The organism is Nostoc foliaceum FACHB-393 (genome assembly GCF_014698505.1).
In the GTDB taxonomy this organism is placed as follows: Bacteria; Cyanobacteriota; Cyanobacteriia; order Cyanobacteriales; family Nostocaceae; genus Nostoc; species Nostoc foliaceum_A.
On record NZ_JACJTD010000032.1, the window covers coordinates 22,701 to 45,169 of the forward strand.

Consider the following 22,469-nt stretch of genomic DNA (forward strand, 5'->3'; position numbering starts at 1 on the left):
TGAGATGCGATCGCCTCATCCTTGTCCATAAACTTTTATCATAACTAATTCATATGATTGCCTCAGTTGGAGATTTTTTATTTCCATGCGTCTCTCTTCATGAGCAATGGGCATTTTGGCATTGTCAAAGCAGGTACGAAAACAATATTATTCATCCTACTTCCAGATGAGAAAAACACCAGCTATTATGACTCAATACTGATTATCGTAAAAAAGCTTGTATATTAGCACAATAAACAACGTATCAGATCCTAACAGAGGAATAAAACATGCTGGAATTATTGGGTTCAGGTTTGGTGTCGCTTTGGCTGGAGATGGCCGGGGTACAAATCAAGCCTCTAGATGCCTTAGATGCTTTGACTTGGCAAAGTAGTCCTGGCTTGGTTCTTGCTCCTGATCCAAATCCAACTGGGGCAACTACGGTGCAGAAATATCTGAAAGAGCTAGTAACATCGAAACTGATAGCACAAAATCTGGCTGAGAGTCAGGGAATTTGGATGCAGTCGGGGCCGATGCTGATGGCAAATCACCAAGGGACGACACCTCTGCCGGCTGCCTCTTTAACCAAAATTGCTACTTCACTAGTTGCTTTGAAAACTTGGGGGCCAGACTACCAATTTGATACTTTGGTGAGTGTTACTGGCCCAATAGTCAAAGGGGTTGTGCAGGGCGATTTGGTGATTACAGGCGGTGGCGATCCTTTGTTTGTTTGGGAAGAAGCGATCGCTCTTGGTAATACTCTTAATCAAATGGGTATCAAGCAGGTAAAGGGAAATTTGATCATTAACGGCAGTTTTGCCATGAATTTCCAACGGCAGCCAATGCTGGCGGGTCTAATGCTCAAGCAAACACTAAATCGTGCTACTTGGGGTCGCCCCGCTGTTTATACACACTCAATCATGCCTAAGGGAACACCCAAGCCTCAAGTCGTGATTGCGGGCGCTGTCAAAGTTGCAATGCAACCCAACGCTCAACAAATCTTGTTACTGCGTCATCGCTCATTACCCTTGAAGCAACTAATCAAGGAAATGAATGTTTATAGTAACAACGATATGGCAGAGATGCTGGCAGAGTCAGTGGGAGGAGCAACTGTAGTCCAATCAACTGCTGCTAACCTTGCTAGAGTACCACAAGTAGAAATTCAGTTAATCAATGGTTCTGGACTGGGACAGGAAAATCGCATTTCCCCCAGAGCTGCTTGTGCCATGTTGATGGCTATTCAAGGTGAAGCAGCCGCCCATCAACTGAATCTGGCTGACTTGTTCCCCATGTCTGGATTTGATCACCGGGGGACACTACACGCCAGACACATTCCCGCCGCTACTGTGATCAAAACTGGTACTCTCCGGGATGTCAGTGCTTTAGCGGGAGTAATGCCCACACGCGATCGCGGTTTGGTTTGGTTTGCTATTATCAACCGTGGGACAAATCTCTGGGGTTTGCGGACTGGACAAGACCAACTACTGCAACGCGTTGTCCAACAATTACAAGTCCCTCCAACTGTTCCCACTAATCTCACTCCCCACTCAGCCATCAACTCTTTACCTCAGTTAGGCGCAGCCAGTCGGAATGAAATTTTATTCAAAAGTTAGTTCATTGACAAGGTTTTGAACCAACAGTGAGCATGGGTATCCACTATCCCCTATCTCCTTTTTATCGGTGTCACTACTTTGAAAGGTATATTCTTATTAGCAATCCAAAAGTTTTATTAATGGGTAAAAACCGAACTTGTAAAGGGTAAATGTCCATAATAGCTTTTGGGTTAAATTTTACATTAAGTTGATTACAGGTAGTTCGCAAAATGCCCTAACCCCATTATTGGAAAGAGCAGGCGAAACCCCAAGTAAAAAGCCAACGTCAATTTTGTAAAAATAACTGTAAATAGATTTGTCACGACTAAGCAACAATTAGGCTTATAAATTAGGTTGTGATTATGCGATTTCCCAAATCATCCCGGTCTCTACGTCAACTCAGTACTCATGTTTTAGCGATCGCGCTAGGAGTGCTACTAACCGTTAGCACATTGCAAGTGTTGCCCTCCCAAGCCGAACCAGCACCCCTAGTAACTACTGGAGATACTTCACAACTGATTGCCCAACGGCAATCACCAGCCACTGCTGCGATCGGTAGCACTAGCTTTGTCACAGCAGCAGTGAATCGTGTTGGCACAGCAGTTGTTCGGATTGATACTGAGCGGACAATTACTCGTCGCGTTGATCCATTTTTTGAAGACCCGTTTTTCCGTCGGTTTTTTGGTGAGGGTTTGCCTCAACAGATGCCTTCTGAACAGTTACGCGGTTTAGGCTCAGGTTTCATTATTGACAAAAGCGGCTTAGTTATGACTAATGCTCATGTGGTCGATAAGGCTGATAAAGTAACAGTCCGACTCAAAGATGGGCGCACCTTTGAAGGGAAAGTTCAAGGTATTGATGAAGTCACAGATTTGGCAGTAGTCAAAATTAACGCTGGTAACGATTTACCAGTCGCACCCTTGGGTTCTTCTAGTAATGTACAGGTAGGAGACTGGGCGATCGCAGTTGGTAATCCTTTGGGATTTGATAACACCGTTACCTTGGGAATTGTCAGTACCCTCAAACGTTCCAGCGCCCAAGTTGGCATTAGTGACAAACGCTTAGATTTCATTCAGACAGACGCTGCCATTAACCCTGGTAACTCTGGCGGGCCACTATTGAATGGCCAAGGTGAAGTGATTGGCATTAACACAGCCATTCGTCCTGACGCGATGGGTATTGGGTTTGCAATTCCTATTGATAAAGCTAAAGCGATCGCAGCCCAATTGCAACGTGATGGCAAAGTCGCTCACCCCTATCTAGGTGTGCAAATGCTAACTTTGACACCCGATCTTGCCAAGCAAAATAACACTGATCCTAACTCTCCTATTCAAATACCAGAAATTAATGGTGTTTTTGTCATGCGAGTTGTTCCCAATTCTCCAGCTGCATCTGCGGGTATCCGGCGCGGGGATGTAATTCTTCAAGTTGATGGTAAAGCTATTACCAGTGCTGAACAATTGCAGAATGTTGTGGAAGACAGTCGTCTTGGTCAAGTATTACAGGTGAAAGTGCAACGAGGTAATCAGACACAGCAGCTTTCAGTCCGCACAGCCGAGTTGCAAAATGCTTCGTAGGGGCAATATAGCCAATTTTAATTGTGTGGACATAGTAGGGGTACAGCAATGCTGTGCCCAAAGCGCGTGTAGTGATATTATCAGATAGTTAATAACCCGCTTTTGTCACTCTCCGGGAGGGCGATCGCTAGAAGCCCGATGAGGCAATCAATACAAGCTATACTATTAGAAAAAATTTGGTCTTGTATTTGTTATTAGAAAATAATCGCGCAAACGCCTGCTATACAAAAGCTCTAGAATTCAGAAATGGCAAAATTTTTCGGAGAGTGACAGAACAGGGATAAACTTCATCATACGTTCCGATGTCGAGCAGAACAATAGCTTCAGTATTCGTTTCTGCATCCAGTTCAATGGAGAAAACAACACGACAATCATAGCCGCAAGAGCAGGACTGAAGACCGTCGAGTTTGCCGCTCAGTTTGTAGAGTGCCTAATGCTGGGGCAAATACATCTGCTTCCATTTGTTGAAGAGTGTCTTCAATGCGTTGCTGGAGTTCAGCATTTCGCTTCACAAACTTACGCAATGCTCGTTTGAATTTTGGAGTCAAAACCAGCAGTCTCATTTCTCTGGTTCATTTAAAGACTGGCGTAATTCTGCAATAACATCTTGCGCTGACTGATGCAGAAATTTACCTGCATGGAAATCAGTTAGGGTTTGTTGGGCATCTACAGCTATTTCTGCACGACGGTTTTCGTGGTGACGATTTTGTAAAATCTTGATCAGCATTTCTTGCTGTTCGGAGGAAAGTTGCAAAGCGTCTTCTAGCACTTGATCGAGATTACTCATAACTATTTCAAAATGTTAAGAAGACTAAATTACTTAGCAACACTTAATACTAAACCTTCATGAGCTATTATTGCTTCAGGAAAGGCAGATTTAATATCGACTTGAACCTGATCAAGAAAATCATCATGGTCATCTGGGTGATGATGAGAAATGGCTAGCCGTTTAACGCCAGCATTCAGGGCTGCATTGACCGCAGCTTGCCAGAGTAAATCAGCAGAGTCATGGTTGTGAGAGGTAGGGGGAGTGTAAGTGGCATTGGCAATCAGCAAGTCAACGCCTTGAATGAACTGTAAAATCCGCTCTCGCTCCACTTGATCGGCATTCTGGTGCAAATCCGTGACGTAGGCAACGCTATACTCTTGCCAAGTAACTCGGTAACCAACTGACCTCTGAGTTTGATTGATTAATGCGGTTGTAATAATCACATCATCTAACTTCACGTTACTGTCTGGAGTCAGATTGTAAAATTGCAATTCCGACTGCATTACCTGTAAAGGGTAAGGAAAGTGTGGTTGGAGCATCTGGTCGTACAGACATTGTTTGATTGAGGCTCCATTTGAGGCAGCTGTGCCGTAAATATGGAAACAATTTTCCAGAATAAATGCGGGAGCAAAAAAGGGAAACCCTTGAATCCGATTTGATTGGCAGTTGGTAAAAAATAAATGGGCTTGTAGTGGCTGTTGCAGTTCTTGCCAAGTTTTACCCAGTATGCGTAAGCCAGTACCGCCATCAAAAATCAAGCGTTTTCCAGCTACATGCATTTCTACACAAGCGGTATTACCACCATAACGGTTGGTGTTGCTACTTGGGGTAGGAATCAAACCTCTTACACCCCAAAATTCCACTAGAAATTCGCCTGCTGGACTACTTGGCATGGTAGCTGACTTTTCAGGTATGTAGCTCTGGGAACCCGACAACTCAAAATTTGACATTTTCCTTGAAATTAGACCTTACTAAGCAAGTCATCGTAGCGCCGCACTTCTAAGAGTTGGTTTTTTTCGTCCACAATGACTACTGTAGGAGAGTAACTTTTTAACTCTTCTGGAGTGAAATGCCCGTAAGTCATTATAATCAAGCGATCGCCAATAATGCCTAGACGTGCCGCACCCCCATTTAGTTCAATTACTCCTGAATGGGCTGGAGCCGGGATCGCATAGGTAATAAAGCGCTGACCGTTGGCATTATTAACTACTTGCACCTGCTCATAGGGTAAGATACCAGCTTTTTCCAAAAGGATTTCATCGATGCTGATACTACCCACGTAGTTAATATTCGCCCCTGTGAGGGTGCAGTTATGAATTTTTGCCAAAAGGAGAGTACGCTGCATTTGGGTTTGGGGTTGGTGGCAGATTTTAAAATCCGTGACAAGCGAAAGTAATGAGTAGAGACGCGATTAATCGCGTCTGTACGGGAGTTAGGAATAAAAATTTATAACTCTTAACTCCTAACTCCTAACTCCTCTATTATCCTCTATAAGCTTTGACGGATTTTTCTACTAAAGCTGCAACCTTATCCACATCTTGCCAACCGAGAATTTCTGTCACCTTTTTTTCCAAATTTTTATAACTACGGAAAAATTCGGCAATTTCATCTAAGCGGTGTGGTGCTACGTCTTTCAGGGATTTTACCTGAGTGTAGCGTGGATCTTTGTCAGGAACACAAAGGATTTTTTCATCGCGATCGCCACCGTCAATCATCTCCAAGAAGCCAATTGGTCTTGCAGCAATAATGCAGCCTGGGAAGGTTGGCTCGTCAATTATGACCATACCATCTAGGGGATCGCCATCATCAGCCAAGGTATTGGGTACAAAGCCGTAGTCGTATGGATATTGTACCGAGGAATAAAGTACTCGGTCTAGAGCAAAAGCTTCTAGTTCCTTGTCGTATTCGTATTTATTTTTACTTCCGCCAGTAATTTCAATCAGAACGTTGATTAGACCCGGTTTCGGTTGGGCAGGAATACGAGATAAGTCCACAAAAAACTCCTCTGATAACAATGAATTATGGGGGCACTCAGTCAGCTTCGCTCCCCGTGTAGAATTTTAGGGCAATATGGATCTCTTCCCAAGGTATTCATTCCACAGCATTGCTTAACCCAAGCGTATTGCCCTATAACCTATACCGTATTTTTTTGAATTAGCCAAAAAATGGAAAAAGCGTTGCGAATAAACTTCGCAACGCTTTTTCCAAGAGGGTATTATTCTCTCCTGCCCTTGATTTCTGCGTCTACTCTGTCAAGACAACTGAAATCTGGAGTCACACAATACAGATTCAGCTTATGCCTGAGCAACTACATCCACATTTACAGAGGTTATCTAAAAATCAGTTCTCTCCTGTTTGTAGCTCTCCTGCTGGTGAAATGCTACTGGGAAGCTTTATCAATCTTTCCTTCCTTGTAGGTTTTGGATCAGGGGTTGCTGGTTATTTTGGACATCACTTGAAGAATAGTGGGCGATGACAAATACGGGTAGGGTAAGAGTCAACAGAGCGATCGCAGTTCCCACAATGTCTGCCAAACGTTGGGAATATGTGTCGGAAGAATTGGCAGACTGGCTATTTGAATTCATACAAAATTGACGTTTTTCGTATCACTGTGTAGGTCTACTCTCTGAACGAGAGCCTTAATGCTATGTTAGCTATTTTTAGATTGTAAAATGTGTAGCATTCTACAATCTAAACCAGTTTTGCAACTGTCATAACAGCGTTTTTATACATAGAGTTCTTAATACAAAGTTACAAGTAGACAAATCATGTTTTATTTTGTAATTAATATTTTCATATGTTTCTCTGTATGGTGTAACTGCTTGCATACGCAAAACTCACTTTAACAGCATCATAAATTACATTTTTTCGCTGCTTAAAGATTAATTAGCAAAATGTATTTGTTCTATTCTTCATGATTATAACATCCTGCAACGCCTTTGATAAGGTCATTTTACTGGAATTACTAATTTGTGATACAGGACACAAAACCGCAAAAGCACTGAATATCTCTCAGTGCTTTTAATTGTTATACAGTAGTTATACACAAAGATATTTGCCACCAGAGAAGAAATGGCAGGAATGATTTTTGTAACCAATGATAGCTACCGAATAAATACAGATACATTATCCGTGTTGTGCAGCATAGATTCAGTGATACCACTAAACAAATATTTAAGAATTTAAAGTTTCAAATCTATGTAATATCACAGCATTTTTGTCAATCTATATATAGGTAGAGTAAAAATGTTTTATAAGGTAGCGTAGAGGCTTATCGTTAAACTTGACTCATCTTTGAGCAAAATACCCAATTTCCAGATTCTAAATCTGTATAACTTTTTGGATAAATCAAAATCTAAAACGGTAAATTTTATAACAAATTAATCAACTAAAAAAACCGCCACTAAATATAATAGGGCGGTCTGGTTAAGCAATCGGAGGGTAATTAGAGATTACTCTGCTAATAAATAAAATTGCTGTAACGAAGTTTGCACTTGTAAATTAGGGATTGGGTATATTGGGCATAGTTATGCTCCTTATCTCCCACACTCTCTACTCCCTTCCATAAACACTCATTGGTTCTTTAATAAATCGGGTGTAAAGATGCTTAAACGTAGACTTAATTACGCGAGGCATACCAAAATCGATGGGCATTAACTTGTCGGGTAGCCGCCAATCTTCTATTTTTAATAAGTCAGGATTTAAATGCGGAAACTCTATGGCAGCAAGTTCTGGACAAACTCCTAGCCTTTGGGAAGCTGCAACTGTGGGCACTTGTTCAGGAGGAACATTAAGGATTTCTACCATCGCTCGATCTAAAGCAAATATATCTGATGCCGCTGCTAAAATGCCCAACTGGCGAGGTTCACCATTACTGGGGCCATTTCCTTCATGACCAATTATGCCATCCAATATGGTTAAGTTAGGGTTAATTGCCCTGGCTGTTTCTACTAACATTTCGCCAAATCTATTTGCGTCTTTTCCAGCTTCCATGTGCCACCAAGCTTTCATTTTGCCGGGGACGCAACCAAATAAGTTTTTTACGCCCAGTGTTAATGTCAATTGCATATGTGATTTCACTTTCGGTAGGTTAATCACTACATCTGCTTCCATTGCTTCTTTAGACAGCCGCAGATGGTTAAAATTATCACTGACGGTTTGGTAACGCTGACCATGAAAATCGATAATAGGAAGATTGAGTTCTTCTAAGATAGGCAGATAGCCATTTGCTACTGCTACGCCCTTGGCACTTCCAAAAGCAGGACTATCGCCCAAAAATGGCTTACCACCAACCTCAATTACCATCTGGGCAACTTCGTAAACTAGTTCGGCACGGGTGATACATTCTTTACCAGGACGCGTCCCTGTAAGTAGATTTGGTTTGAGTAAAACGCGATCGCCTTTTTTCACAAATGCTGCCATTCCTCCAAAAGGTTCCAGCAGTGTGACTAGAGATTCTCGTAAAGCCTCTCGTTCATAAGATGTAGCCCGAATGAGACTGACAGATGATTTTTGAGTCTGCATGGATAATAAATTATCAGTAATGAAGATATTCTTCTATCTTCCTATTTATACCAATTCTCTAAAATCTCGCGTACTAGATTAACCTCTGCCGCAACCACAAGGCCAATAAAGGTAATGCTAGTTGATAACCCTGTTCAGCACTATAAATTAAACCTTTGTGCTGTAATCCAGTTAGCGATCCCTGAAGGCTACCACCTCTTGAAAGACCATGTTTTTGAATATATTCTTTACTTTGTGGTTTATCTGTAGGATCTAAAGCCAAAGATTCTAAAAGATGCACCTGATTTGCTGGCAATAACATGAGTAAAGATTCAAAAACTAAAGATAAGTCTTTAAGCAATCCTTCTATTGCCTGCTGCACTGCTGCTTCACTAATTAACCCATCAGGATAAGAAAAAGTTTGTAAGCGGCGAATTATTGCCATTGCGTCGCCAATGTGTCCTTGGACAGCATCTAAAAATAATTGCAGTGCTTGGGAGCGAGAATCAAATTTCATTCCTTGTATATGCAATATCTCCCTCGCCCACAATGCTAAAACGTCACTAGCTAAGGGGGCTAACTGTATAGTTTCTAGGGGATAGTTTGTCTCATCTGGATGATGGCTGATTTCAGCGATCGTTGCTACTAAGACGTAGCTAACATGACTTTGTACATTGATTTCTCGTCTGAATGTGGCTTCCCACAAACCATTACGATCCCAAGAGCGAATGTGCGGAAAACTCTGCAAAATTAGCACTACCCGCTTATTTAAAGCAATAGCCATAATTTGGAGCAAATTGAGCAAAATTTCAAATGCTTGCCATAACTGCTTTTGGTTCAGGGAACGCAATGACTTAAGTTTGCCTTCTGGATGAAAGACAAAAAACTCTTTGCCAAAGTTGCTTACCCAGTCTTGAATTTGTGCTGCTTCCCAGTTTTGGCTAATTGTCTCTGTTAGCAGTAGGATAAATCGCTCTCCATCTGTAGCGCGGATGCAGTCTATCTCTAAGACGATCGCACCAACTTCTTGAGCAGCCACTCGCACTAAAGTTCGTCGCCCACTACCAGGTACGCCAGTAATCAGCAAGTCTCCATCTTGGGCTAGTACTTCGACAATTCGCTGAAATTCTAGCGATCGCCCAACCAATTGTAAAGGAGTAGACAAATCCAAATTCACCTAGTTTTTGCCCTTGGTTTTAATCTTCACCTAACGGCAAGCATACCCACTTGCGTGACTACTGAGCAAGCATTGAAAGTAATTATGATAATAGTCAGTTTTTATTAGTGCTTGTTTATATTTAGCACTTAAATTTAGTGCTAAAACTTATTTAAAACTAAATTTAAGGAATATGTATGGTACAGGCAGCATCTCCCATTGCACCCCAAGAAAAGCAATTCACCGTTTGGCATACTTTGGAAATTTCTGAAACGATCGCTCACTTGCATAGTGATGCTGAGAATGGTTTGAGTAGTGTAGTAGCCAAACACTTATTGACAAAAGTGGGAGCAAACGAACTCACAGGCAAGAAAAGCAAACCTTGGTGGTTAAAATTTTTACTGCAATTTAACCAACCACTGCTGATTATTTTGTTGTGTGCGGGTTTAGTAAAGGCGCTAACTGGCAGCTTGGTGAATGCTGGTGTTATTTGGGGGGTGACTACCACCAACGCCATCATTGGATTTATTCAAGAATCGAAAGCCGAAAGTGCGATCGCTGCCCTCGCCAAAGCAATTACCACTGAAGCAACTGTCATTCGTGATGGTCAAAAATTACGCATTGCTTCTGGTGAGTTAGTGCCTGGAGATATTATAATGCTAACTTCTGGTGATAAAGTCCCAGCAGATTTACGGTTAATTAAAGTTAAAAATTTACAAATAGATGAATCTGCCCTGACTGGTGAATCTGTAGCGATAGAAAAGAAGACTCAAATTTTAAAGCCAGATACCGCTCTCGCCGAGCGCAAAAATATGGCTTATGCGGGTGGCTTCGTTACCTTTGGGCAAGGTACTGGTGTTGTAGTTGCCACAGGGAATGCCACAGAAACAGGGCGAATTTCTCAGTTAATGGAGCAGCACACAGATATTTCTACTCCTTTAACTAGAAAATTCAATAAATTTAGCCAGAATTGGCTGTATATGGTCTTAGGATTAGCAGCCCTCTGCTTTGTAGTGAGATTAAGCTTTCGAGGTTTTGAAGAAGCTTTAGAAGCAGCAGTTACTTTAACAGTCAGTGCGATTCCTGAAGGATTACCAGCAGTCGTGACAGTTACACTAGCCATAGGTGTTTCTCGGATGGCGCGACGCAACGCCATTATCCGCAAATTACCAGCCGTGGAAACCTTGGGAAGTGCAACTGTTGTTTGCTCTGATAAAACTGGGACTTTGACAGAAAACCAGATGACAGTACAGGCAATTTATGCCGGGGGATATCAATATACTCTCACTGGTATCGGTTACACACCCGAAGGTGAAATCCTGATAGATGACAAACCCGTGAACCTCAACAGCCATAAAGGTTTACAAGAATGTTTAATCGCAGGTTTATTGTGTAACGATTCCCATTTAGAAAAGAAGAATGGTAGGTGGGTAGTAATGGGAGATCCCACAGAAGGGGCATTAATTGCATCAGCAAATAAAGCAGGCTTTAGTCAGCCTACCTTAGTTAAGCAAATGCTAAAGGTGGATGCGATTCCCTTTGAATCAGACTTTCAATACATGGCAACTTTGCACGCCACACCTCAAGGTAAGACTATTTATGTCAAGGGTTCAGTCGAGGCAATTATTCAGCGCTGCACCCTGATGTTGAACACTGATGGACAATCTCGCCCGTTAGATTGTGTAGAAACATTACGGCAAAGCAGCATCGAGCGAGAAGTTAATATTATGGCAAGGCAAGGCTTGCGGGTATTAGCTTTAGCGAAAAAAGTAGTACCCGATGGACAAAATACCCTAGATCATTCAGATATTGATACCGGGTTAATTTTCATCGGCTTGCAGGGAATGATCGATCCGCCGCGTGAGAGTGCTATTAAGGCAGTACAAGCCTGCCAGGAAGCGGGAATTGAGGTCAAAATGATCACTGGCGATCATGCTGTCACAGCGCAGGCGATCGCTTATCGCATGGGTATCAACAAAAATGGCTCAGTTCTGGCTTTCACAGGTGCAGAACTAGCAAAAATGGATAAAACAGAACTCGCCCAAGTTGCCCAAGAAGGTGTAGTCTTTGCCCGTGTCGCCCCAGAACAAAAGCTACGTTTAGTCGAAGCTTTGCAATCAAAAGGTGAAATCGTTGCCATGACAGGAGATGGTGTCAACGATGCACCAGCCTTAAAACAAGCAGATATTGGGATTGCAATGGGTGGTGCTGGTACAGAAGTTGCCAAAGAAGCCGCAGATATGCTGCTTACCGATGATAATTTTGCCTCCATTGAAGCTGCTATAGAAGAAGGACGAGCAGTTTATAAAAATCTGCTCAAGGCAATTTGCTTTATTTTGCCTGTCAACGGTGGTGAATCAATGACAATTTTAATTAGCACATTGCTAGCCAGAGATTTACCAATTTTATCTTTACAAGTTCTGTGGCTCAATATGCTCAATTCTATTACTATGACAGTGCCTTTAGCCTTTGAGCCAAAGGCGCAAAACATCATGCAACAATCACCCCGACATCCTAATGAACCATTAATTTCAGGGAGTCGGTTGCAACGAATTTTAGCAATTTCTCTATTTAATTGGATTGTCATATTTGGAGTATTTGAATATATCCGCCAAACTACGGGTAATGTTGATTTAGCGAGAACAATGGCGATTAACGCTCTCATTGCTGGACGGATATTCTATTTATTGAGTATTAGTCAATTAATCCCGAATTTGATTGCCAAGATGGACGGCACAATTAAAGATAACGTTGATATTCCCGCCATTGGCTTTGGAATTTTAGGGGCAATTATTTTGCAAATTATTTTTGCTCATGTGCCATTAATTAATGAAGTTTTTGAAACAGCACCATTAAGCTTGCAACAGTGGTTGTTTTGTTTAGCAGTTGGTTCACCAATGATTTTGTGGGCTACAGTAGTAAATCGTTTTGATCCGCCAAATTAAATCCAGCCAAAAACGAACCGCAGAGAACGCAGAGAACACAGAGTTATGAGAGGTTTTTTCTCTCTGTGTACTCTGCGCCTCTGTGGTAGCCTGCGGCAAGCCGCTTTGCGTCTACATTAAAAAAAATTGACACTAATCGATCTGCTTTGATTTTCGACTCAGAGGTAAGATAGCACTCATCTGTTCTAGATTTAACACTGAGGCTAATTCTGCCTCATTCATCAATCCGCGTTCTAAGACAATCTGCCGCAGGGATTTACCAGTTTCTAAAGATTCTTTGGCGACAGCTGCGGCATTTAAATAACCAATGTGGGTATTTAGTGCGGTTACTAAGGCTAAACTACCTTCGGCATAAGCTAAACAACGTTCCTGGTTTGCTGTGATTCCTTCAATACAGCGTTCGGTGAGTGCAGCGATGGTATTGCCGAGAATTTCGATGCTGTGAATTAGGTTATAGGCAATTAGTGGCATCATCACATTTAATTCTAATTGTCCGGCTTGTGCGGCTAATGCGATCGCACTGTCGTAACCCATCACCTGAAAACACACCATTGATGTCATCTCTGCCATCACGGGGTTATATTTCCCTGGCATAATTGAAGAACCGGGTTGCACTGGAGGGAGTTGAATTTCTTTCAAGCCTGTTTTTGGTCCCGAATCCATCAGTCGCAAGTCGTGAGATATCTTGACTAAATCCTGTGCTAGGTTGCGTAAAGCACCGGAAACATTTACAAATGGGGCCATACTCTGCATGGCTGCCATAAGATGGGGTGCAGGTTCTAAAGGAGTATCAATCAATTCTGAAAGAACTTCTACCACACGGGCGCGATACAAAGGATGAGTATTTAACCCTGTTCCAGCTGCACTACCTCCCAAACCCAACACCATCAAATCACCAGAGGCGGTGTAAATCCGGTTTTGATGTTCTGTGAGGATTTGTGCCCAAGCCCGAAAATTTTCGCCCAAACGCACAGGTACAGCGTCTTGTAAGTGGGTTCTGCCAGATTTGACGATATCTTGAAATTCTACAGCTTTGTTTTCTAAAGATGCGATCGCACCATCTATTGCTGGGTGTAATGTCTTGGATAATGCCAATAATCCACCAATCCGAATTGCAGTAGGAATCACATCATTGGTAGACTGCCCATAATTAACGTGATCATTGGGACTAACAAGTTTATAATTGCCCTTTTCTTCACCCAGAATTTCTAAGGCGCGATTTGCGAGAACTTCGTTGATATTCATGTGGTGGGATGTTCCAGCACCCGCCTGATAAACATCGACAACAAATTGATCTCGGAACTTCCCAGCCAGGATTTCATCAGTTGCTTGGACAATCGCCTGACTAATATCTTGGGGAATGCAATTTAGTTCTCCATTCACAATTGCTGTAGCTTTTTTAATGATTAATCCAGCATCTACGTAAGTAGCTAGAGGCTTTATGCCGCTAATGGGAAAGTTTTCGATTGCCCGAAGTGTTTGAATGCCGTAATAAACGCTACTAGCAATTTGGCGATCGCCCATCGAATCGCGTTCGATGCGGAATTGAGAGTCTGTGTGTTCAGTCATAGTATTGTTTTAAGAGAGCTACAGAAAACAGATTTTCCCATGCAGCCACACTCAGATACACTAATCTGCATAGATTTTGCATATTTGCTTGGCTGCTTGTTGCTTTACACTCGTTAATTTTGAAGTTTGATTTATGAATTACGAATTACGAATTACGAATTACGAATTATTATGACCATACCCAACTGGATTACCTTCTCTCGTCTATTGGGAATACCATTTCTGCTTTACGGTTTATATAATCCCACACCTCAAGCGCAGTGGATATGTTTAACGATTTTTCTCGTTGCTGCATTAACTGATTGGTTAGACGGCTATTTAGCGCGGAAACTCAACCAAATTAGCGAATTGGGCAAATTTCTCGATCCTTTAGTGGATAAACTTCTGGTACTTGCACCGTTGCTGGTTTTTATTGAACTAGGAAGAGTGCCAGCTTGGGGAGTGTTTTTGATTTTAGCGCGAGAATTAGCGATCGCTGGTTGGCGGGTAAATCAAACGACGATTACCGGGGCAAATATTTGGGGTAAACTCAAAACTGTTAGTCAAATAGTTGCGATCGCACTTTTAATTGCGCCTTTGGGTGAAGTTTGGCAAACACCCTCTGTAATTGCTTTTTGGATTTCTGTCGCCCTAACTTTAATTTCTGGGGGTATTTACCTGATACCGCAAAAAGTTAGGACTAATGAAACGACAGTATAGTATGTAATTTGAAAAATTATTCAATAAAATTTGATCGGAGTTCTGAGGTATAGTCTTTATTCTTAACCCCTTGTACAGACGCGATTCATCGCGTCTCCCCTCACCCCTAAATATTTTCATGCCATCCCCAATCTTACCACCGCCTTTGAAACCTGGAGACTTACTACGAGTAATTGCCCCTAGTGGTGCTTTGCGAGAATTTGAGGCATTTGAACGGAGTATAGAAATTTGGCGATCGCGTGGTTATCGAGTAGAAATCAGTCCTCAGATAGATGACAAATGGGGTTATCTTGCCGGAACAGATGAAAACCGCCGTCAGCAATTAGCCGCAGCATGGCAAGATCCTGATTGTCGCGGTATTCTCTGTGCTAGAGGCGGTTTTGGCAGCACCCGCATTCTAGAAGATTGGAATTGGCAAGCAAACTCAGTGTTTCCAAAGTGGCTCATAGGCTTTTCTGATATCACAGCCCTGTTATGGAGCCTTTATACAGTAGGCATTTCCGGCGTTCACGCTCCCGTGCTGACGACCTTGTTAGATGAGCCAGATTGGTCAATTGAGCGATTGTTCGATTCGGTAGAGGGTCGCCCTCTCGCTCCTCTCAAAGGTTGCGGGTGGGGTGGTGGGGTTGTTAATGGCACTTTATTGCCAGGTAATCTCACGGTTGCGACTAACCTTTTAGCTACACCAATCCTGCCACATCTGGATGGTGTAATTCTGGCGTTAGAAGATGTTACAGAAGCACCCTATCGCATCGATAGGATGCTGACGCAGTGGCGTTTGAGCGGTGCTTTGTCACAAGTCTGCGGTATTGCTTTGGGCGGTTTTAGTCGCTGCGAAGCGCCGCCAACTGTATCTAGCTTTAGTGTAGAAGAAGTATTGCGCGATCGCTTGGGTGATCTGGGTATTCCTGTTGTTTCTGATTTACCTTTTGGTCATAATAACCCCAATGCAGCTTTACCAGTGGGTGTAGAGGTAACTTTAGATGGGGATGCGGGGATATTAGCGATCGCGCATCCATATTAAGTTAAAATCAGATTCGCTTCCGGTTAAATGTTTTAAAACCTCAGAGTAAATGACTATATCAGAAGTTTATTTTGGTAGCATTCCCATATAAAAAACTATAGATAGTGTAAAGTATTACATGTTTGAACGCTTGCGGTGATTATTCAAGGAAAATGTGATTTATGGATAAAAACTTAATAATTGATGTTGGTGTTCACACAGGCGAGGATACAGAGTTTTACTTAAAAAAAGGCTTTCGAGTTATTGGTATTGAGGCTCATCCTGAGCTTTACGAAGCTACAAAAAAGCGACTAAATTTATATATAGAAAATGGTCAACTTACCCTTCTAAATATTGCTGTATCACCGAAAGATGAGCCAGTCACTTTTTACGCCAATTTGGAGAGAAGCTTTTGGGGTACAACTTCACCAGATTGGGCTATTCGAAACGAAAGCTCTTTTGATGCGCCTTCCATCGAGATGGTTGTAGAAGGGCGGAGATTTGAAAGCATTTTGAAGGAATTTGGCATTCCCTACTATCTCAAAGTAGATATTGAAGGTGCTGATTTATTATGCATACAGGCATTACGGCACTTTGATAATAAACCACAGTTCCTGTCTATAGAATCAACCAAGACTTCTTGGAAGGAACTGCTGGAAGAATTTGCGCTGTTAAAAGAGCTTGGTTATCACAAATTCAAAGCCATCAGTCAGGGGCACGTACCGAAACAAGTCTGTCCTTCACCAGCAAGAGAAGGTCAGTATATCAAACATCAGTTTGAATATGGTGCTAGCGGACTTTTTGGAGAAGAAACCCCAGATACTTGGCTTTCTGAGAGTGAAGTAATCAAGGTCTATAAAGGCATTTTTTTGACTTATAAAATAATTGGAGTGAATGGGATTATTTATCGATTTCCTCTGGGGAAAATGTTACTAGACAGGCTAAATATCAAGGAACCTTGGTACGATACTCATGTTAGTTTATAAACACAGTAGTTTTTATCTTTACATATAAAACTACTGTGGGGCTTGAGTTAAACTGAATCCCATTTCCGGTAGCAACGAGCTGTGCAGTAATAAGGGTGAAAAATTTCTAAGAATTTGCTCTGAAGCGTCCTGTAGAAAGTTTCTACTATTTGAGGATCATCAACGTGAAAAGGATAATCTTGATTAAAGCCTTTAAAGAAATACCAGTTCAAGATTGTTTTACCACCAGGTGTCAGTGCTTCATGAAACTTTAGTAACTGTTGGGTGGGGTCTGACAAATGTTCTAAAACATCAAAAGAAATGATGGTATCAAAAGTCTCTTTTTCAGGCATTTCTAAGCAAAAACTTATTTTGTGGCTCAAACCCATCTGTTCAGCTCGATAACGCACAAAATCATTATGAATAGGATTAAGATCGCAAAATATTACTTGCTCAACCTGTGGACAAAGGGCAGCATTAATTGCATGAGTACCAATTCCACCGCCAAAATCTAACACCCGACCTTGGGCATGATCTACAATCAAATGCAATGTATTTTCAATATTTTGACTTTGTTCTAGATGCCAAGCTCCCAACTCAAATAAATAAATCTCTCCCACCTGGTCACGATAAAAATCCGTTGCTGTATCCCAATCAAAGTCTTTATGGCCTAACTCGGCCATTTCTTCTTGTCCTACCGCTAACTTGTTTTCTAGTGTTTCTGCATCCAAATGCAAAAATTTCTGTAAATGTTGTTTTAAGTTAAATGAATTTTGCCAATAATCACTTAAGAAAGCTGGAGCAGGATACTTAACCATGAATTTAACTATTTTCATTAATTCGATACATTATATTTTAAACTGAATCAAACTTTTATACTTACTTTTTTTCAAAACCTAAATTTTCATAATTGATGCAATCCTGAAACAACAATTCTCCTACCACCCTTAGAACGAGGTGATTTATTAAAGGTAGTTCCTCCTAGTGGGCTTTGCGAGAATTAGAAGCATTTACGGTCGAGGTAGAAAGAGAGGCGATCGCATGGTTATCGTCGATAAATTCGCCCTAACACTAACATTGATTGCTTTAGGAGCTGTCCTAAATTAGAACTAACGCAATAACTCTCTAAAACTCTTATTTCTACCCTTCTCTTGACGGAAACCTTGCACGGACGGGAACGGCTTTGCTCAACGTGTCCTTTGCGATCGCACTCACATTACAACTTTGGCAAAGTTCACAACCCTTTGTCCCTCTTTTACGGTTCTTATAAATACTTACGATGAAACGGTACGTAAGCAAATTACCTTAAATTATGTAGACATGATCACTAATCTGGGTTATAGTCCCAAAAGGAAAAATAGGGCAAATGCCATCTTCAGGACAATAATGTTGAAGTGGTGTTTGATAAAGTCTGCAAAATTGGCTGAGGGGGTCAACCAGTGTAATGTAAATCAACGTCAAATGCACTTACCTTTACTGTACAGCAAGTATTGCACGATGCCTTTGACGGGTGTCAGATCATGGCATATTCAATACCAGTGAATAAATCACAACTAGCATCATTATTTATTTGGTTATGATGCTATTTTGCCAGTGTTAACGATTTTAAACTAGTTACAAATTGAACATTTAACTCTTATGAGTCCCATCGTCTTTGACTACAGTCCCGAAATTTCAGTCATACTTTGTACCTACAATCGAGAAAAATATTTAAATAATTGCATCAATAGTGTTCTTGAGCAAACTTTTAAAGATTGGGAACTTTTGGTAGTTGATGATGGTAGCCAAGACAATACTTTTGAAATTGTCAAACCCTATCTGGAAAAATTTAATAATATACGTTATTTAAAACACCAAAATAAAAAATTAGCGTACTCTAAAAACGCCGGAGTTCAATCATCTTTTGGTAAATATATCACATTTATTGACAGTGATGATACATATAGACCCAATCATCTAGAGTCACGACTTAAATACATGCAAGCTAATCCAGAAATTGACTTGATTGAAGGAGGCTTTTTCTCTGAAGAAGAGATTTTTGTAGCCGATTATTTTCAAACAAATCAAATAATTAATTTACGCAAATGTGTTTTAGGCCCTACATTTTTTGGTAAGAGACGAGTATTTTTTGAATTGCAGGGATTTAATAATATTTCCTATGGAGAAGATACAGACTTTTGGAAACGGGCAGACAAAATTTTCAAAACTCAAAAAGTTACAGAACCGCAAACCTACGTTTATACAAGAGCAGAAACAAGTATTACCAAGAATGTTTTGGAACAGCGCTCATTAACCTAAAAACTTTAATTCGGTTTATCTTAATCCACTAAGCATAACGCTACCTGCAACTATGCATATTTGTCATATAGTTTTGAATAACATTGGTGGAGCGCCAAAAGTTGCTGATTCGCTAATTTCTTCTCAGTCCAAAGCTGGCTACCAAGTCTCTACTGTGGTGCTCACTGTTTTAGAGCCACAATGGATAGTATCTTTTAAAGCTGCCAAAACTGTGATTGTTATGAAAGTTGCAGGTACGCTATTTATGATTGGGGGGATAATACACCAAATACGGGTAGCAATAAAATTAAGCAGGGTTATTGCTAAACAGAAACCGGATATTATTGTTTGTCATAGTGCATTTGTCACTAAACTCTTTTATCTATCTAAATTCATCCCTGGAAGTTTATCTGTTCCCTACATTAGCTATATTCACAGTGATTATATTTCTGAATCACATGTTGAACCTAAAACAAACCCCATCAGTGCATTGATTCAAAACTTATTTATAAGTCTTGCTAGCAAAATTGATATGCTTGCGCTTCAGCAAGCTGGTGGATTAATATTTGTTTGCAAGGCTCTCTATCAAAGGTTTGCAAACATTGGCTTAAACCACCATCGAACCGTCATATCCTATAATCCGGCTATAGATGATATTAGTAACCAACCTCTTCATCCTACAGCCATATCTTGGTTTAACAATTCGCAGTTGATTACCTTTGTATGTGCTTCCAGATTTCACCATCAAAAAGACCATAAAACTTTACTCAAGGCATTTGCTAAGGCTAGTAAAAATTACTTAAATATTCGGCTGATTTTGTTAGGGGAAGGTGATTTAGAGATAGAGATCCAAGCTATGACAAAGTTTTTAGCCATTGATGAAATTGTGCTCTTTGCCGGTTCTGTTCTCAATCCTAGAGCTTACTTTTCATTGTCTAGAGCAGTTATACTTGCTTCCCATTTTGAAGGTTTGCCATTAGTTCTAGTAGAAGCTGTAGCTAGTGGAGTAACGTTTATTGCCACTGATTGTCCAGTTGGCCCACGTGAGATTTCTGAAGTACTTAAATGCGGAACAATAGTACCACCAAATGATGTAGATGCATTAGCTGAAGCTATTATTGAACATATAAAAACTCCTCAAGAAAAGATTAATCGCTCTGAGCAAATAGCACAATTTTTTAGTGAAAATAGCTGTGCTAACAAGTTAGAAACTTTGCTTAAACAAGTTGTTTTTCAAAAACTGTGATTAGTTGGTTGGGAATTACTATATGACTTATATTTGTGTTTAAATAATTTATATGAATATTAATTTTCTAGCTTCCAAAATTAAAGTTTTTTGGCGTTTGTCGCTTCTAGGAATCATTTTGAGCTTGTGTCTTCTATTTTTATTTAGTTGTCAGGGGATAAAACAAAAGGAAGATGGGGTAATTCATCTGACACTATGGCAAGCTATTAATCCCCCCGCAAATCGAGATATATTTCAAAAGCTAGTAGATAAATTTAATCAGACTCATCCTGATATTCAGGTGGAATCTATCTTTGAGAGTGAACCTCAATTACCAAAATTATTAACATCAGTGGTTGCCAATGTGCCACCAGACCTCCTATCTTTCCATCCTGAATATACAGGCCAATTTGTAGAACTAGGGGCAATTCGACCTTTAGAAGAATGGTTAGACAGATTACCACTAAAGTCAGACATCAGACCTAATCTACTGGAAGAAATGCAGTTAGGTGGTCATATTTGGTCAATCCCAATGCACACTAGTAACATTGGTATTTTTTATCGCCCTAAACTTTTTGAAGCTGCGGGGATCACAGAATTACCCAAGACTTGGGATGAATTGAGACAAGTTGCAAAAAAATTAACTATAGACCGCAATGGCGATCGCCGACCTGAGCAGTATGGAATATTACTGCCTTTAGGAAAAGGAGGATGGACCGTATTTAGTTGGTTCCCGTTTTTATTTGGTGCTGCGGGAGAGGTTGTAACTAATAATCGCCCCAATTTAACTAATGCGGGTGCGATCACTGCCTTACAATTCTGGCAAGACCTGATAAAAGATGGTTCAGTATTGCTTTCCGCCCCAGAACGAGGTTATGAAGAGGACGCTTTTCTTACCGGTCGTGTTGCAATGCAGATCACAGGCCCTTGGACGTTAATCATGAAATCTGACGTTGATCATCAGGTATTACCTATACCAGCAAGTGTCAGACCTGCTACAGTCACAGGTACTGGAAATTTATTTGTGATGAAGACTACACCAGCAAGAGAGCAAGCAGCATTCAAATTTTTAGAGTATGTTTTGAGTGAGGAATTCCAAACCGAATGGAGTATTGGGACGGGTTTTTTGCCAGTTACCCTTACATCGGCTCAAAGCAAAGCTTATCAGCAATTCATTAATGAAAAACCAGTGTTAAAAGTGTTTTTTGAACAACTATCTGTGGCACGTTCTCAACCGATAATTGCTGGATATAGTCGTCTTTCTGACAGTCTTGGTCGAGCGATCGAGGCTACATTGCTAGGTGAGTCTGCCGAAAAAGCACTCAAAACAGCACAAGAGCGTTTAGAACTTATTTGGGATGACAAATGAAAATCATGAAGAAACTCTAGTTTGTCCATGTGGATTTCTTTTCAATACACACAAACCAATTGCTGGTATGGCTCCTAGTATTACTGCTGTAAGCCCTTGTCCACTCCAATATAATATGAAAGTACGGTAGGTGTCTGGAATCAAATTTTGCACAATAAAAAGCAACCAAACCAAAATACTAATTAATAAGAAAGAAATTGAAGGTAAAAAATTCCACCACCAAATACCTGTTGTATATCGCCTCAATACCAGCCATTGGCAAAGCCCCAGCCAAATACCAGAAATTATATATGCGATCGCAGACAGAAATCCAAAAATAAAAGTTTGTTCAGGAGATAAAGTTTCATTTAACGATGAGGCAATAGTTGAAATGTAGTTAATCCAGGCTGTAGAAACGCCGTTGGCAATCAGCCAACCAACGCTAGTAGCAAATAGCCACTGCCAACCCGGTAAATATCGGTAAAGCACAAGGCTCTGGTCAGCAGCGAAAATTACTGCAAATACAACATTACTGAGACTTCTGGCCAAAATGCTCCATGTTTGTGGTTGGATTGCAACACTAAGTAAGCTTTGGAGAATAATTTTCTCTAAGGCGATACTGGCAACGCCACCCACAACCCATCCAATCAGGGTCATTAAGGTAAACTGAATAAAGAACCTCTGTCGCTGCGATCGCGGAATCAAAAATTTTCCTGGGTTAGGCTCGTTATTAGCAGATGCAACATGATCGGGACTGTTAGAGTCAGTTTGCATATCAAGTTAGGGGAGTAGAGAGTGGAGAAAACACAAAAGAGTGACGAAATTCTTTTATATTCCACTTTTATTGTTAATTCTTGTTTTA

20 protein-coding genes are annotated in these 22,469 nt (G+C 40.9%); 9 read left to right on the forward strand and 11 right to left on the reverse strand.

Annotated elements, in window-relative coordinates; translation table 11 throughout:
- Positions 1-269 precede the first annotated feature (269 nt).
- Positions 270-1,592: a D-alanyl-D-alanine carboxypeptidase gene (locus H6G92_RS23375; protein WP_190896244.1), complete on the forward strand. Its 1,323-nt coding sequence runs from the start codon at positions 270-272 to the stop codon at positions 1,590-1,592.
- Between the two features lie 341 nt (positions 1,593-1,933).
- Complete coding sequence (locus H6G92_RS23380; RefSeq protein WP_190896246.1) at positions 1,934-3,148, forward strand: HhoA/HhoB/HtrA family serine endopeptidase; 1,215 nt, start codon at positions 1,934-1,936, stop codon at positions 3,146-3,148.
- Positions 3,149-3,519: 371 nt separating this feature from the next.
- Here the strand turns inward: H6G92_RS23380 and H6G92_RS39660 are convergent, their stop codons facing one another.
- The 8 genes from H6G92_RS39660 to H6G92_RS23420 form a co-directional block, all read right to left on the reverse strand.
- The gene (locus H6G92_RS39660; RefSeq protein WP_242059286.1) at positions 3,520-3,711 is read right to left on the reverse strand and encodes a plasmid stabilization system protein; all 192 of its coding nucleotides are present in this window, start codon (positions 3,709-3,711) and stop codon (positions 3,520-3,522) included.
- Positions 3,708-3,935: a hypothetical protein gene (locus tag H6G92_RS23390; protein WP_190896248.1), complete on the reverse strand. Its 228-nt coding sequence runs from the start codon at positions 3,933-3,935 to the stop codon at positions 3,708-3,710. Before H6G92_RS23390 ends, H6G92_RS39660 begins: the two co-directional genes overlap by 4 nt.
- A gap of 29 nt (positions 3,936-3,964) precedes the next feature.
- On the reverse strand, positions 3,965-4,867 hold the full coding sequence (locus H6G92_RS23395; protein WP_190896250.1) for an MBL fold metallo-hydrolase: 903 nt from the start codon (positions 4,865-4,867) through the stop codon (positions 3,965-3,967).
- An 11-nt stretch (positions 4,868-4,878) separates the two neighbouring features.
- The gene (panD, locus tag H6G92_RS23400) at positions 4,879-5,262 is read right to left on the reverse strand and encodes an aspartate 1-decarboxylase (protein WP_190896252.1); all 384 of its coding nucleotides are present in this window, start codon (positions 5,260-5,262) and stop codon (positions 4,879-4,881) included.
- Between the two features lie 136 nt (positions 5,263-5,398).
- Positions 5,399-5,911, reverse strand: coding sequence for an inorganic diphosphatase (locus H6G92_RS23405; RefSeq protein ID WP_094349222.1), 513 nt, complete (start codon positions 5,909-5,911; stop codon positions 5,399-5,401).
- 402 nt (positions 5,912-6,313) lie between these two features.
- Entirely contained in the window at positions 6,314-6,502 is a 189-nt protein-coding gene (locus tag H6G92_RS23410) for a hypothetical protein (protein ID WP_190896254.1), read from the reverse strand.
- 967 nt (positions 6,503-7,469) lie between these two features.
- On the reverse strand, positions 7,470-8,441 hold the full coding sequence (locus H6G92_RS23415; RefSeq protein ID WP_190896256.1) for a DUF362 domain-containing protein: 972 nt from the start codon (positions 8,439-8,441) through the stop codon (positions 7,470-7,472).
- Positions 8,442-8,514: 73 nt separating this feature from the next.
- A complete protein-coding gene (locus H6G92_RS23420; RefSeq protein WP_190896257.1) occupies positions 8,515-9,597 on the reverse strand; it encodes an ATP-binding protein in 1,083 nt (360 codons plus the stop codon).
- 176 nt (positions 9,598-9,773) lie between these two features.
- Here H6G92_RS23420 and H6G92_RS23425 point away from each other — a divergent pair, with 176 nt between their 5' ends.
- Positions 9,774-12,521, forward strand: a complete 2,748-nt coding sequence (locus H6G92_RS23425; protein ID WP_190896259.1) for a cation-translocating P-type ATPase — start codon at positions 9,774-9,776, stop codon at positions 12,519-12,521.
- 132 nt (positions 12,522-12,653) lie between these two features.
- Here the strand turns inward: H6G92_RS23425 and H6G92_RS23430 are convergent, their stop codons facing one another.
- Positions 12,654-14,090 (reverse strand): aspartate ammonia-lyase, encoded by a 1,437-nt coding sequence (locus tag H6G92_RS23430; protein ID WP_190896261.1) that lies wholly within the window; start codon positions 14,088-14,090, stop codon positions 12,654-12,656.
- Between the two features lie 171 nt (positions 14,091-14,261).
- On the opposite strand from H6G92_RS23430, the gene pgsA reads away from it, so the two are divergent.
- The 3 genes from pgsA to H6G92_RS23445 all read left to right on the forward strand — a co-directional run bounded on the left by pgsA (position 14,262) and on the right by H6G92_RS23445 (position 16,778).
- A complete protein-coding gene (gene pgsA, locus H6G92_RS23435; RefSeq protein WP_190896263.1) occupies positions 14,262-14,789 on the forward strand; it encodes a CDP-diacylglycerol--glycerol-3-phosphate 3-phosphatidyltransferase in 528 nt (175 codons plus the stop codon).
- Positions 14,790-14,907: 118 nt separating this feature from the next.
- On the forward strand, positions 14,908-15,813 hold the full coding sequence (locus tag H6G92_RS23440) for a S66 peptidase family protein (protein WP_190896265.1): 906 nt from the start codon (positions 14,908-14,910) through the stop codon (positions 15,811-15,813).
- Between the two features lie 161 nt (positions 15,814-15,974).
- Positions 15,975-16,778 (forward strand): FkbM family methyltransferase, encoded by an 804-nt coding sequence (locus H6G92_RS23445; RefSeq protein WP_190896267.1) that lies wholly within the window; start codon positions 15,975-15,977, stop codon positions 16,776-16,778.
- A 47-nt stretch (positions 16,779-16,825) separates the two neighbouring features.
- On the opposite strand, the gene H6G92_RS23450 is transcribed toward H6G92_RS23445, so the two are convergent.
- Complete coding sequence (locus tag H6G92_RS23450; protein ID WP_190896269.1) at positions 16,826-17,575, reverse strand: class I SAM-dependent methyltransferase; 750 nt, start codon at positions 17,573-17,575, stop codon at positions 16,826-16,828.
- Between the two features lie 820 nt (positions 17,576-18,395).
- Here H6G92_RS23450 and H6G92_RS23455 point away from each other — a divergent pair.
- From H6G92_RS23455 to H6G92_RS23465, 3 genes are all read left to right on the forward strand, one after another.
- Entirely contained in the window at positions 18,396-19,055 is a 660-nt protein-coding gene (locus H6G92_RS23455) for a glycosyltransferase family 2 protein (protein ID WP_190896271.1), read from the forward strand.
- Between the two features lie 73 nt (positions 19,056-19,128).
- Positions 19,129-20,280 carry a glycosyltransferase gene (locus H6G92_RS23460; RefSeq protein WP_242059288.1) on the forward strand — a complete coding sequence of 384 codons (1,152 nt, stop codon included), beginning with the start codon at positions 19,129-19,131 and terminating at the stop codon, positions 20,278-20,280.
- A 52-nt stretch (positions 20,281-20,332) separates the two neighbouring features.
- Positions 20,333-21,628 (forward strand): ABC transporter substrate-binding protein, encoded by a 1,296-nt coding sequence (locus H6G92_RS23465; protein ID WP_190896275.1) that lies wholly within the window; start codon positions 20,333-20,335, stop codon positions 21,626-21,628.
- A gap of 3 nt (positions 21,629-21,631) precedes the next feature.
- Here the strand turns inward: H6G92_RS23465 and H6G92_RS23470 are convergent, their stop codons facing one another.
- Positions 21,632-22,381 carry a hypothetical protein gene (locus H6G92_RS23470; protein ID WP_190896277.1) on the reverse strand — a complete coding sequence of 250 codons (750 nt, stop codon included), beginning with the start codon at positions 22,379-22,381 and terminating at the stop codon, positions 21,632-21,634.
- Positions 22,382-22,469 lie beyond the last annotated feature (88 nt).